The organism is Bradyrhizobium sp. IC3195 (genome assembly GCF_020193585.1).
GTDB classification, from domain to species: Bacteria; Pseudomonadota; Alphaproteobacteria; order Rhizobiales; family Xanthobacteraceae; genus Bradyrhizobium; species Bradyrhizobium yuanmingense.
The window spans coordinates 376,064-389,708 of the sequence record NZ_JADYVG010000004.1; the positions used below are offsets into that span (position 1 = coordinate 376,064).

Annotated in this window: 9 protein-coding genes and 1 pseudogene; 4 read left to right on the top strand and 6 right to left on the bottom strand. The window is 64.9% G+C overall.

The window, feature by feature from the left end; all coding sequences use genetic code 11:
- Positions 1 to 133 precede the first annotated feature (133 nt).
- From I6F09_RS12120 to I6F09_RS12130, 3 genes are all read left to right on the top strand, one after another.
- Entirely contained in the window at positions 134 to 1,825 is a 1,692-nt protein-coding gene (locus tag I6F09_RS12120; RefSeq protein ID WP_074447503.1) for a methyl-accepting chemotaxis protein, read from the top strand.
- 244 nt (positions 1,826 to 2,069) lie between these two features.
- The gene (locus tag I6F09_RS12125) at positions 2,070 to 3,758 is read left to right on the top strand and encodes a CHASE3 domain-containing protein (RefSeq protein WP_225188138.1); all 1,689 of its coding nucleotides are present in this window, start codon (positions 2,070 to 2,072) and stop codon (positions 3,756 to 3,758) included.
- Between the two features lie 228 nt (positions 3,759 to 3,986).
- Entirely contained in the window at positions 3,987 to 5,681 is a 1,695-nt protein-coding gene (locus tag I6F09_RS12130) for a methyl-accepting chemotaxis protein (protein WP_225188139.1), read from the top strand.
- A 139-nt stretch (positions 5,682 to 5,820) separates the two neighbouring features.
- Here the strand turns inward: I6F09_RS12130 and I6F09_RS12135 are convergent, their stop codons facing one another.
- Together I6F09_RS12135 and I6F09_RS12140 are read right to left on the bottom strand one after the other, a co-directional pair.
- Positions 5,821 to 7,329, bottom strand: coding sequence for an acetyl-CoA acetyltransferase (locus I6F09_RS12135; RefSeq protein WP_225188140.1), 1,509 nt, complete (start codon positions 7,327 to 7,329; stop codon positions 5,821 to 5,823).
- A 123-nt stretch (positions 7,330 to 7,452) separates the two neighbouring features.
- Positions 7,453 to 8,585 (bottom strand): annotated as a pseudogene (locus tag I6F09_RS12140) (nitronate monooxygenase).
- A 285-nt stretch (positions 8,586 to 8,870) separates the two neighbouring features.
- Here I6F09_RS12140 and yghU point away from each other — a divergent pair.
- Positions 8,871 to 9,743, top strand: coding sequence for a glutathione-dependent disulfide-bond oxidoreductase (gene yghU, locus I6F09_RS12145; protein ID WP_109144471.1), 873 nt, complete (start codon positions 8,871 to 8,873; stop codon positions 9,741 to 9,743).
- Between the two features lie 195 nt (positions 9,744 to 9,938).
- Here yghU and I6F09_RS12150 read toward each other — a convergent pair whose 3' ends face one another.
- From I6F09_RS12150 to I6F09_RS12165, 4 genes are all read right to left on the bottom strand, one after another.
- Complete coding sequence (locus tag I6F09_RS12150) at positions 9,939 to 10,553, bottom strand: flavin reductase family protein (protein ID WP_057027095.1); 615 nt, start codon at positions 10,551 to 10,553, stop codon at positions 9,939 to 9,941.
- Positions 10,554 to 10,622: 69 nt separating this feature from the next.
- The gene (locus I6F09_RS12155; protein WP_225188142.1) at positions 10,623 to 11,900 is read right to left on the bottom strand and encodes an acyl-CoA dehydrogenase family protein; all 1,278 of its coding nucleotides are present in this window, start codon (positions 11,898 to 11,900) and stop codon (positions 10,623 to 10,625) included.
- 376 nt (positions 11,901 to 12,276) lie between these two features.
- Complete coding sequence (locus I6F09_RS12160; RefSeq protein ID WP_036023004.1) at positions 12,277 to 12,657, bottom strand: VOC family protein; 381 nt, start codon at positions 12,655 to 12,657, stop codon at positions 12,277 to 12,279.
- A 106-nt stretch (positions 12,658 to 12,763) separates the two neighbouring features.
- On the bottom strand, positions 12,764 to 13,543 hold the full coding sequence (locus I6F09_RS12165) for an SDR family oxidoreductase (RefSeq protein WP_036044683.1): 780 nt from the start codon (positions 13,541 to 13,543) through the stop codon (positions 12,764 to 12,766).
- Positions 13,544 to 13,645: the final 102 nt, after the last annotated feature.

Here is a 13,645-nt window from a genome sequence, read left to right on the forward strand (position 1 = left end):
CGGCTTCGGTACTCGTACGGAGCCGCAGTTAACATTTGCGCAGGTGCTCTGCGCTCAGATGTCGCCGCAGCTCCTCTTTGGTTGATTCTTAGAGCTTCGACGCGCATCCGCGCCAGCACAACGAGATCCGATTATGTTCGCCAACATTTCCATCCGCGCCAAGATCATCAGTGTCGTGGCATTCCTGCTCGTCGCGATGGCCGGCATGGGCCTGCTCGCCATCATGAAAATGCGGTCGATGAACGCCAACACGGTCGACATCACGATGAATTGGATGCCCAGCGTGCGGGTGCTGGGCGAGCTTCGGGCGAGCGTCATCACCTATCGCAACGTGGTCCGCCAGCACATGCTTTCCGACACGCTGGACGAGAAGCTCGCCAACGAAAAGACGGCCGTGACGGTGCTCGAGGCGCTTGCCAAATACCGCAGCCGCTACGAGCCGATGATCACCTCGCCGGAGGAGAGGGCGCTCTACACCCAATGGGCAAAGCTCTGGGACGATTACAAGAGGGGCACCGAAGAGGTGATGGCGCTCTCGCGCAAGGAAGCCGGCAAGATCCCACACGAGGCCCGGGAGCTGAATACGAAGACCGTCAACAAGCTCGGTCTTCAGGCAGACGAGGTCCTGACCAAGGACATCGAGCTCAACACCAAAGGCGGAGAACAGGCCGCTCAGGACGCCGCCGACAGCTACGCCTACGCCTTCATGCTGGTCTCGGCAATTCTCGGCGCCGCCATCGTCATCGGCATCGCCGTCAGTTTCTATCTCGTCCGCGACGTGTCTAGCGGCATCAACTCGATCACCCTGCCGATGCAGGCCCTGGGCCGAGGCGACCTCTCCGCCGAAGTCCCGCATCGCGGCGAGAAGACCGAGATCGGCGCCATGGCCGACGTGCTCCAGATCTTCAAGGAGGCGTTGATCGCCAAGAAGGCCGCCGACGAAGCCGCCGCGGCCGACGCCGAAGCCAAGATCGAGCGCGGCCGCCGCGTCGACGACATCACCCGCGAATTCGAAACGATGATCGGCGAGATCGTCCAGACCGTGTCATCGGCCTCGACCCAGTTAGAGGCCTCCGCCTCGACCTTGACCGCGACCGCCGACCGCTCGCAGCGGCTGGCGACCACGGTGGCCGGCGCTTCGGAGGAAGCCTCCACCAACGTGCAGTCGGTGGCCTCGGCGACCGAGGAGATGGCCTCGTCGGTCGGCGAGATCAGCCGCCAGGTGCAGGAATCGGCGCGGATGGCGGGCGATGCAGTCGGTCAGGCCCGTGCCACCACCGAGCGCGTCAGCGAATTGTCCAAGGCCGCCGCGCGCATCGGCGACGTCGTCGAGTTGATCAACACCATCGCCGGCCAGACCAACCTGCTGGCGCTGAACGCCACCATCGAGGCGGCGCGCGCCGGCGAAGCCGGCCGCGGTTTTGCCGTCGTCGCCTCCGAGGTGAAGGCGCTCGCCGAGCAGACCGCGAAGGCGACCGGCGAGATCGGCCAGCAGATCTCCGGCATCCAGGCGGCGACCAACGACTCCGTCGGCGCCATCAAGGAGATCTCCTCGACCATCGAGCGCCTGTCGGAGATCTCGTCGGCCATCGCCGCTGCGGTGGAAGAGCAGGGCGCCGCGACGCAGGAGATCGCCCGCAACGTTCAGCAGGCGGCGCATGGCACCCAGCAGGTGTCGTCCAACATCACGGACGTGCAGCGCGGCGCGACCGAGACCGGCACGGCCTCCTCGCAGGTGCTGTCCGCGGCGCAGATGCTGTCGAATGATTCGGGCCGGCTGAAGAACGAGGTCAGCAAGTTCCTGACCAACGTCCGCGCCGCGTAGACAGACGTGGGTTCCACAAGCAAGGGCGGCGCCATCGGCGCCGCTCATAGTTTTTCCTGCGCGCGTTGCGCTGTCGATATGCCCGTAGAATTGCGACGTACTCTTCAGCGAAAGCTCCGTACTACTGCGTAGCGTCGTTAAACCTAACAATCCTGAGCGACGGTAAGATCGTGGCGGAAGTCGTAGCACGATCGGAGCCGGTCCGGACCAGCAACTCCCGACCGTCAGCATTGGGGAGGATTTAATGTCTTGGATCAACAACCTTCGTATTTCCATTAAGGTTTCCGCCGTATTCGCGGCGATCTGTCTCGTCGTCGCCGGCAGCACCGCAGCCATCTACAACTCGCTGAGCGTAATGAATTCCACGGCGAAGATGACAGTGCATACCTATCAGGTGCTGGAGCAGCTTTCCGAGCTTGTCGGTGCGATGGTCAATCAGGAAACCGGCGTTCGCGGCTATCTCGTGTCTGGCGATGCCGGCTTTCTCGCTCCTTACGAAGCCGGGCTGAAACAATTTCAGACTGCGGCGGCCAAAGTCGGCAGCCTGACCTCGGACAACGCCACGCAGCAGAAGCGACTCGAGCAGGTCAAGGCGCTTGCCAACGACTGGGCAACCAACGTCGCGCAGCGCGAAATCGCGCTGATGAAGGATCCGGCAACCCAGGCGAAGGCGCGTGAGCTCGAGGCTTCCGGAGCCGGCAAGAAGTCGATGGATGGCCTCCGCGCCGTCGTCCAGGAAATGGACAGGGAAGAGCGGTCGCTGTTGTCAGTGCGGGCGGCTGCCTCCGACGCCGCCTCGTCCAGCGCCACCATGGCCATGCTGATCGGAGGCCTCGTCACCCTGCTGCTCTCGCTCGTGGGCGCCTTCGGCGTCGCCTTCGCGGTCACCCGCCCGATCCAGCGCATCACGACCGAGATGGGTGTTCTCGCGAATGGGGACACCTCGGTGATCGTATCGGGTATCGAACGCAAGGACGAGATCGGTGAGATGGCTCAGGCGGTCCAGGTGTTCAAGACCAATGCCATCGAGGTCGAGCGGCTGAAGGCGGAACAGGCTGAAACCGAGCGTCGCAATGCCGAGCAGCGCAAACGCGACATGGTCAGGCTCGCCGACGACTTCGAGAGCGCCGTCGGCCAGATCATCGGAACAGTGTCGTCGGCATCGACCCAGCTGGAAGCATCGGCCACCACCCTCACAGGTACGGCCGAGCGGTCCCAGAAGCTCGCGACCACGGTGGCCGGCGCTTCGGAGGAAGCCTCCACCAACGTGCAGTCGGTGGCCTCGGCGACCGAGGAGATGGCTTCGTCGGTCGGCGAGATCAGCCGCCAGGTGCAGGAATCAGCGCGGATGGCGGGCGATGCAGTCGGTCAGGCCCGTGCCACCACCGAGCGCGTCAGCGAATTGTCCAAGGCCGCCGCGCGCATCGGCGACGTCGTCGAGCTGATCAACACCATCGCCGGCCAGACCAACCTGCTGGCGCTGAACGCCACCATCGAGGCGGCGCGCGCAGGCGAAGCCGGCCGCGGTTTTGCCGTCGTCGCCTCCGAGGTGAAGGCGCTCGCCGAGCAGACCGCGAAGGCGACCGGCGAGATCGGCCAGCAGATCTCCGGCATCCAGGCGGCGACCAACGACTCCGTCGGCGCCATCAAGGAGATCTCCTCGACCATCGAGCGCCTGTCGGAGATCTCGTCGGCCATTGCCGCTGCGGTGGAAGAGCAGGGCGCCGCGACGCAGGAGATCGCCCGCAACGTTCAGCAGGCGGCGCAGGGCACCCAGCAGGTGTCGTCCAACATCACCGACGTGCAGCGCGGCGCGACCGAGACCGGCACGGCCTCCTCGCAGGTGCTGTTGGCGGCGCAGATGCTGTCGAATGATTCGGGCCGGCTGAAGAGTGAGGTCAGCAAGTTCCTGACCAACGTCCGCGCCGCGTAAGGCGCGGCCGTGGATTGATCAAACCAGGAGCGGTGCCAAATGCGCCGCTCTTTTTTTCTGCGGTAGCGTGATGTCGTCTAGCGGTAGGATCATGGGGAGCCGACCGTAAACATACGGGGCGCCCATTTCATGGATAGTTAAATTCGCCTTACGAGAATTGAGGGAAGACGCCTCGAACAGCGGCCGTCCTGTCTGGAATGAACGCATATCGCATTGTTGGGGGCTCTGATGCGCAAGAATCTTCCCGTCACCACCGTTGAATATCCGGTCAGTGATGAGACGTTGATCGTTTCGCGGACCGATCTGAAGGGCAAGCTCACGTACTTCAACGAGGACTTCCTCGCGGCCGCCGGCTTCACGTCCGCGGAACTGATGGGCCAGCCGCACAATATCGTTCGTCACCCGGACATGCCGCCGGAGGCATTCGACAATCTCTGGGACACGCTGAAGGCCGGCAAGCCCTGGCTCGGCGCAGTCAAGAACCGCCGCAAGAACGGCGACTTCTATTGGGTGCTGGCGACGGCTTCTCCGATCCGCGAGAACGGCGAGGTCAAGGGCTATACGTCGATCCGCACCAAGCTGCCGGCCGACCAGCGCAAGCTCGCCGAAGAGGTCTATGCCGCCATCCGCGAGAAGAAGCCGCACGGCTATCGCATCGACGCCGGCATCATCCGCCGCCGCTCTTGGCTCGACCACTTCGGCATCTTCACCGGGACGCTGAAGGCGCGCCTGGTCACGATGATGGCGCTCCAGACGCTGTTCATGCTCGCGCTCGGCATCGGTGGCGCGGTCGCCACCGGCGGTTCGACCAGCCTGATCCTGTCGCTGCTGGCTGTCGCCGGTGCGGCTATCGTCGGCTTCGCAGGCCTTGCGACCATGCGTGCTATTCAGGGACCGATGCGGCAGCTCAACGACACGCTGGTCAACCTCGTGCAGGACAAGCTTGACAATCGCATCGTGATCGAGCGCGACGACGAGATCGGCGAGGCGCTGCGCAACCTTCAGACCGTGCAGACCATCGTCCGTTTCAGCCGCGACGAGGTGCAGGCGGTGCAGCGCCGCGCCGAGGCGCAGCGCAAGGCCGACATGACCAAGCTTGCCGACGGTTTCGAGGCGGCGATCGGGGAAATCGTCGAGACCGTATCGGCCGCCGCGACTGAGCTTGAGGCATCGGCCTCGACCCTGTCCTCGACCGCGGGCCGGGCGCAGGAGCTGGCCACGGTAGTTGCGTCCGGCTCGGAGGCCGCCTCCAGCAATGTCCATTCGGTGGCTTCGGCTGCCGAGGAGATGTCGTCCTCGGTGCGCGAGATCGGGCGGCAGGTGCAGGATTCCTCCCGGATCGCGAGCGAGGCGGTCAGCCAGGCGCATGCCACCACCGAGCGTGTTAGCGAGCTGTCGCGGGCTGCGGCGCGGATCGGCGATGTCGTCGAGCTCATCAATGCGATTGCCGGCCAGACCAACCTGCTGGCACTCAACGCTACCATCGAGGCGGCGCGGGCTGGCGAAGCCGGCCGCGGCTTCGCGGTGGTGGCCTCCGAGGTCAAGGCGCTCGCCGAGCAGACGGCCAAGGCCACCGGCGAGATCGGCCAGCAGGTCGGCGGCATCCAGGCGGCGACGCAGGATTCGGTCAGCGCCATCGGGGAGATCAGCGGCACCATCGCGCGTCTGTCGGAGATCGCTTCGGCCATCGCGACGGCCGTGCAGCAGCAGGGCGCAGCGACCCAGGAGATCGCCCGCAACGTGCAGCAGGCCGCCCTGGGCACCCAGCAGGTCTCGTCCAACGTCGGCGACGTGCAGCGCGGCGCCTCGGAGACGGGATCAGCGTCCACGCAGGTCCTGTCGGCGGCCCAGATGCTGTCCCGCGATTCCAACCGCCTCAAGCTCGAGGTCGGCAAGTTCCTGAACTCGGTTCGCGCCGCCTGACTCTCGACCGCGTCGGAAAACAGGCGCCGAAGGGCTGAGATCTCGTAGGGTGGGCAAAGGCGCTCTTGCGCCGTGCCCACCATTCTTTCCGGATCACACGAAGGCCGTGGGCACGCTTCGCTTTGCCCACCCTACGAGATCACGCCACCCGCCACTCGGGCACGTTATCTTCTGCCATAGCGATTTCGCCGAGCGAGCCGACCGGGGTGCGATCCATGGCGAGCAGATGCGCCAGCGTCGCGCCGTCGCTCGCCGGGACCCGCGCCAGCGTGCGGCGATCGTCCTCTGTCCGCAGCATCACGACGCCATGCTCGATATTGCCGCCGCGGCCGTAAAGCACGGTGAAGGTCTCGACCTTGCCCTTGCCAGTGGCCTCCGCGACGAACTCCGGCACCGCGCGCTTGTTGCGGTCCGCCTCGGCCTGCACGCTCGTTTCCTGCACCAGCGCCTCGCGCGGCGCCGTCTTCGACACCACCAGCGCGTGGTGCTTGGTGACGAAGCCGCCCTGGCCATAGAGCAGGCCGAGCTTGGCGCCGTCGCGCAGTCGCCGCACCATCGCGCAGGCCGCATGCGTCATGTAGGTGTTGAGCGGCGCGCCGAAGAAGGTGAGGCCACCGGTCACGGTCGGCTGCACGTCGGGGCCCAAGCCCAGCGTCCGCCGCGCCATCTTGGGCACGCAGGGGAAGCAGCTGTATAGCTCGATCGCGTCGAAGGTCTTGCGGTCGCCGCCGGCGAGGTCCATCACGCTCTTGAGCACGGCATTCTGCGGGTGGCTCTCGTAAAACTGGTCGCGCATCAGATAGTCGCGCGGCTCTTCCGCCGAGGCACCGCCGAGCGGGTAGACCAGTTTGTCTTCGGCGATCCCGGCCGCGCGTGCCTTGGCGAGACTGGTGAGCAGCAGCGCACCGCCCATGTTGACGCTGGGATTGGCCACCATCAGCTTGTTGTAGGGCCAGGCGATCAGCCGGTTGTCTGCGGTCGGCGTCGTGATCTCCTCCGGCGCATAACGCCGCTTCAGCCAGGCGTATGGATTCTCCGCGGCGGCTTCCGAATAGCGCGACCACAGCGTGCCTGATTCCGCCATGGCTTCGCGCGGCGTCTGCCCCCAATGCGCCGAGGAGGCCGCCTCATAGAACGGATAGACGGTCACAGGCCGAAATACGCCGAGCTTCACTGCTAAGGGCTTCTGGAACGCCGCGCCGCGCTTGGGTTCCTCGACGTCATGGGCGAACGGCGTCCACGGCAGCTTGACGCCGGCGCGCTCCGCCTTGGTGGCGCTCGATTGCGCTTCCGCGCCGCACACCGCCGCCACGCTGCACTCGCCGCGCGCGATGCGCTTGGCCGCCTCGTGGATGTAGCGGATCGGGCTCTCGCCGCCGACTGGGCCGTAATAGCAATGCGCGGGCGAGATGCCGAGGCGCTGAGCCAAAAGCTGCTCCGGATCGCGATAGCGCCAGCTCAGGAAATTGACGACGTCGAGCGATTGCACCTCGCCGAGCAGCTTTGCGCCGGCGTCTTGTTCAGCCCGCCGCAGCGCCTGTTCGAGCAGGTCGAGCGGTTCGAGACCCTCGGCGATCTCCTTCGGGCGATCGACGATCTCGCCGATGCCGACGATGACGGGGATGCGGTCTTCGGGGATATTGGTCATTTCTTCTTGCTTCAGTTCACGATGTCAGTTGTTCGTCATTGCGAGCGCAGCGAAGCAATCCAGGATCTTTCCGCGGAGGCAGTCTGGATTGCTTCGCTGCGCTCGCAATGACAAGTGGGATCGTCACTCCGCCACCAGCGCATTCATGTGCTCGACGGCTTCGGCGAAATCCTGCTTGAACTCCTGTACCACCGCACCCGCCGATTTCACGCTGTCGATCAGGCCGACGCCCTGGCCGACGAAATAGCTGACGAGATCGCGCGCCTTGGCGTTGCCGCTTGCGGCGGCTCGGTCGATCGAATGGAAGGCGTCGCGGCTAATGATGCTTTGCAACGGCATCGGCAGCGCGCCCGGGCTATCCGGCGCGCGGTCCCAGGCGTCGGTCCAGACTGAGCGGAGCTGCCGGGCCGGCTTGCCGGTGCGGCCCTTCGAGCGCACCGCATCGCGCGAGGATGCCGCGATCATCTTCTCGCGAAAGATCTCGCTTGTCTCGGACTCGACCGTGGCCAGCCACACCGAGCCGGTCCAGACGCCGGCCGCGCCCATCGCCATGCAGGCCGCCATCTGCCGTCCCGTCATGATGCCGCCGGCCGCCAGCACCGGCACGTCTCGGATAGTCTTGATCGCCTTGATCACCTCCGGCACCAGCACCATGGTCGAGACCTCGCCGCAATGGCCGCCGGCCTCGGTGCCCTGCACGACGAGAATATCGACGCCGGCCGCGACCTGGCGCAGCGCGTGCTCCTTGGCGCCGACCAGCGCTGCAACCGGCACGCCGTGCTTCTTGCCCATCTCGATCATCGCCTTCGGCGGCACGCCCAGCGCATTGGCGATCAGGCGGATCGGATGATTGAAGGAGACCTCGAGCAGCTGAAGCGCGGTCTTGCCGTCGAACGGCTGCGGCTGGTTGTCCGCGACCTCGGTGGTGGTCAGCTCGATGTCGTACTTCTTCAGGAGATCGCGCGTGTAGTTGCGGTGCTCCTGCGGCACGCGCGCTTCCAGGCTCTTCCAGGTGACGTCCTTCTCGCCGGCTGTCGAGATGTTTTCCGGGATGAGCACGTCGATGCCGTAAGGCTTGCCGTCGACGTGATCATCGATCCACGTCAGCTCACGCTCGAGCGTGTCCGGCGTATGCACGGTCGCGCCCAGCACGCCGAAGCCGCCGGCGCGGCTGACGGCGGCAACGACGTCGCGACAATGGCTGAAGGCGAGCAGCGGGAATTCGATCCCCAGCTGTCGCAGATCGGCGATTTCATGGCTCTCTCCCGGCGGCAGGCTTCGCATTCTCGTTGCTTTCGCTGGCAAAGCAAAGTGACGTTAGCCGATCGATGACATGCCGGATCTGGGGAGGCATCTTGTGTGCAGACGTCGCGCTCTATCCGCGGGCCGCAGGCCCTGCGGGCACCCGGGAATGACGGAGGGGAGGGGCTGCCATGACAAAACGCAGAGTTGTCCCATCCGGCAATGCATTGCGGCGCCCTTGTCATCGGCCGTTTGCGGGCTAATTAATGCAGACGCATCCTTTTTGCCCGGAGCCCCGCATGACCGACGCCCCTTACGTGCCGCCCAAAGTCTGGACCTGGAACAAGGAGAACGGCGGGCAATTCGCCAACATCAACCGACCCATTGCCGGCCCCACCCACGACAAGGAGCTGCCGGTCGGCAAGCACCCGCTTCAGCTCTACTCGCTGGCGACGCCGAACGGGGTCAAGGTCACCGTGATGCTGGAGGAGCTCCTGGCGCTCGGCCACAAGGGCGCCGAATATGACGCCTGGCTGATCAGGATCGGCAATGGCGACCAGTTCGGCAGCGGCTTCGTCGACATCAATCCGAATTCCAAGATCCCGGCGCTGATGGACCGTTCCGGCCCCGAGCCTGTCCGGGTGTTCGAGTCAGGCTCGATCCTGTTCTACCTCGCCGAGAAGTTCGGCGCCTTCCTGCCGAAGGACGTCAAGGCCCGCACCGAGGCGATGTCTTGGCTGTTCTGGCAAATGGGCAGTGCGCCCTATCTCGGCGGCGGCTTCGGCCATTTCTACGCCTATGCGCCGACCAAGATCGAATACGCCATCGACCGTTTCGCAATGGAGACCAAGCGCCAGCTCGACGTGCTCGACCGGCGTCTCGCCGACAACGAATATCTCGCGGGCAAGGACTACACCATCGCCGACATGGCGGTGTGGCCCTGGTATGGCGCGCTCGCCAAGGGGCTGGTCTATGGCGCCGGCGAATTTCTGTCGGTGCAGGACTACAGGAACGTGCAGCGCTGGACCGACCAGATTGCGCAGCGCCCCGCCGTGAAGCGCGGCCGCATGGTCAACCGCGTCTCCGGCGATCCCGCCAGCCAGCTCCATGAGCGCCACGACGCGAGCGACTTCGAGACCAAGACCCAGGACAAGCTCGTGCCCGCGACGTAGCTGACGGGTTCATCACCTCTCCCCGCAAGTGGGGAGAAGGCGAATTCGATCGCAGATCGAATTCGGGTGAGGGGGTACAGGTCCCTCGACAGTCTCGCGCGTGGAGAAAGGCCCCTCACCGCAACCCTCTCAGCGCGAGCCAAGCTCGTCGCGGCCCCGTAGGAATGGGGCGAGGCAGCGCACCGTTGCTGCGGCCTATTTCTTCATGCCCTCCGCCGCCGGAAACACCACGCGGTCATCGGTGCGGCAGTAACGGTCGGCGAACATGCGGCCGATCGGGTGATAGCGGTCCATGTGCACCCGCATCGCCTTGTCGTCCCAGAGCTCGTCGCGGATGTGGAAGTGGAGGCCTTCGCCCATGATCAGCCGGCGATCGTCGTTGACGTCGATCAGCTTCCAGAGCTTGCACTCCATCGCCCAGGGCGTGTCAGCTAGCCGTGGCACTCCGATCTTCGTCGAGGACGCAAGCTTCAGCCCGAGATAATCGGGCTCGCTGATCTCAGGCGGAAAATCGCCGCTGCTCTCGTGCATCGCCCGCGCCAGCGGCTCGTCCGTGAGGTTGACCACGAATTCACCGGTGCGCTGGATGTTGAGAAACGTGTCCTTGTCCTCGCCGTTCGGCTTGCGGTTGGCCGCGAACATGCAGAGCGGCGGATCCTCGCAGAAGGCGTTGAAGAAGCTGAACGGGGCGGCGTTGACCACGCCGGTCGGCCCGAGCGTGGTCACCCACGCGATCGGCCGCGGCAGAATGAAGGACGTCAGCACCTTGTAGCGCTCGCGTGGCGTCAGCTCGCTGGCGGCGTAGTCCATGGTGGCTCCGTTTCTTTCTGCGCCTCTCCCCGTGGGCGGGGAGAGGCCGACGCGCGCCAAGAGAGCGGCTCACGCCATGCTCAGCTCGTGGCGGCCCACCACCATCCAGTGCACCTCGTCCGGACCGTCGGCGAAGCGCAGGTGCCGCACGTCCTGGTACATCTCGGCGAGCGGGGTCCAGTGCGAGATGCCGGTGGCGCCGTGCATCTGGATGGCCTGATCGATGATCCTGCAGGCGCGCTCGGGCACCATGGCCTTGACCATGGAGACCCAGACGCGGGCCTCCTTGTTGCCGAGCACGTCCATTGCCTTTGCCGCTTTCAGCACCATCAGCCGCATCGCCTCGATCTCGCAGCGCGCCTGCGCGATGATCTGCATGTTGCCGCCGAGATGGGCGATCTTCTTGCCAAAGGCCTCACGGGTGAGGCCACGCTGCACCATCAGGTCGAGCGCCTTCTCGGCCTTGCCGATGGTGCGCATGCAGTGATGGATGCGGCCGGGGCCGAGGCGGAGCTGCGAGATCTCGAAGCCACGGCCTTCGCCGAGCAGGATGTTCTCCTTCGGCACGCGCACATTGTTGAAGCGCATGTGCATGTGGCCGCGCGGGGCGTGGTCCTGGCCGAACACGTACATGGGACCGAGCACCTCGACGCCGGGCGTGTCGCGCGGCACCAGGATCTGCGACTGCTGCTTGCTCGGCGCCGCGTCCGGATTGGTCTTCACCATCACGATGAGGATCTTGCAGCGGGGATCGCCGAGACCCGAGATGTAGTACTTCTCGCCGTTTATCACCCATTCGTCGCCGACCAGTTTCGCGGTGGTCGAGATGTTCTTGGCGTCGGAGGAGGCGACGTTCGGCTCGGTCATGACATAGGCCGAGCGGATTTCGCCGTTGAGCAGCGGCTTCAGCCATTTCTCCTTCTGCTCCTTGGTGCCGACGCGTTCCAGCACCTCCATGTTGCCGGTGTCGGGCGCCGAGCAGTTCATGGTCTCCGAGGCCAGCGGACTCTTGCCGAGCTCTGCCGCGATATAGGCGTAGTCGAGATTTTTCAGGCCCTGGCCGGTCTCGTCATCGGGCAGGAAGAAGTTCCAGAGGCCTTCCTGCTTGGCCTTGTTCTTGGCCTTCTCCAGCACATCGAGCTGCTTCGGCGTAAAACTCCAGCGATCTTCCTTGCCCTCGCCGGCCTTGGCGAACTCGATCGACATCGGCTCGACGGTATCGCGGATGAACTTCTTGACGTGATCGTAAAGCGGCCGGACCTGGTCCGACATCCGCAAGTCGTTGAGCTCGTCGCCGGGATTGAGCGTGTAGTTGGTGGTGCGGGGAATGTAGGTGTGTTTTGTCATTGGTCCTCCCGGGATCGCTAGAACGTGTTGTGCGCAAGAATAGTCGCAGCGCCGGCAAAGTGCGAGGGCGCATTTTCACGCGTGAGGCCATGCCATGCGATGGAATATCGCAAGGCCGTTTGAAATGTTGTTTGAATGGGCGCGGCGCACTGGGCACGCCCGCGCCACGCTCTCCGCCGTCATCGCCCGCCTTGTGCGCACTTGCGCACTGGGGCGGGCGATCCAGTACTCCGAGACGGCAGTGATTGAACAGAGTAGCTGCGGCGTACTGGATTCCCCGCCTGCCGCCTACGCTAAAGCTTCGGCGCCCCTGGACCTCAACCCTGGCGAAGCCTTGGCGTAGCCGGGTCGCGGGGAATGACAGCAGTGGATGCGGCTAGTTCGCCATCCGATGCATCGCGCAGATCTTGTTGCCATCGAGATCGCGCAGGTAGGCCAGATAGAGCTTGCCGCCCGGGCCCTGGCGAATGCCGGGCGGATCCTCGATCGATTTTGCGCCGGCTGCAACGCCCGCCGCGTGCCACGCATCGACCTGTTCCGGCGAATTGGCGGCAAAGCCGATCGTGCCGCCGTTGGCGCAGGTCGCCGGCTCCCCGTTGATCGGCTTCGATACCGAGAACACTCCGGTCTTGGTGATGTAGAAGATGCGGTGGCCGTCGACCCTGGCCGGCCGCACCTCGAGCGTGCCGAGCAGTTGGTCGTAGAACGCCTTGGCCTTGTCCAGGTCGTTGGTACCGATCATGACGTGTGAAAACATTTGCCCGTTCCCTCAGTGTTGTAGCCCGGATGGAGCAGAGCGAAATCCGGGTCTTGCTTGCTTTTGGCCGTCCCGGATTCGCTGCGCTCCATCCGGGCTACGAGAATCAAAACGCGGTATAGCCGCCGTCGATCACGAACGTATCCGCGGTGTGATACGACGACGCCTTGCTCATCAGATACACCGCGATGCCGCCGAAATCGGAGGCTTCGCCGAAGCGCCGCATCGGAATCCGCGGCATCACGTTGGCTACGAACTTGTCGTTCGCCATGAGCCCTGCGGTCATGTCGCTCTTGATCCAGCCCGGCAGGATCGCATTGGCGGTGACGCCGTGACGTGCCAGCTCGACGCCGAGCGCGCGCACCAGCGCGTTGATGGCGGCCTTGGTCGCGGCATAATGCTCGTTGCGCGCCGTGCCGAAGATCGAGGCGAGGCTCGAGGTCGCGACCAGCCGGCCAAAGGGATCGCCGGCATTGGCGCGATCCGTCATGTGCTTGGCGGCGGCCTGGAACGCGTGGAACACGCCGTCGAGATTGGTCGCGAACATCGTGCGCCATTCCTCCTCGGTGCGCTCGATGAAGGCGCGCCGGCCACCGCCGCCGATGCCCGCATTGGCGAAGCAGCCATCGACCCGGCCGAAGGTGTCGAGCGTCGCCTTCATCGCTGAAGCGACCGAGGCCGGATCGGTGACGTCGCAGACGCGGCTGTCGACCTTGCCGGACAGGCCCTCCATGCTCGCGGCAGCGGCCTTGTTCTTGTCAGCATTGCGGCCCCAGATCGAGACGTTGCAGCCCTGGCCCGCGAGCGCCTGCGCGATACCGAGCCCGATGCCGCCATTGCCACCGGTGATCACGGCCACGCGGCCGGAAAGGTCGAAGAGGTTCATGGCGCGTTTCCTGTTTTTTGACTGCGGCGCATCAGCCGCTGCGCACAAGATTGCTTGCTATGCTCCGATCACCATGGACAAGACCGCGCCAAAAATCAAATA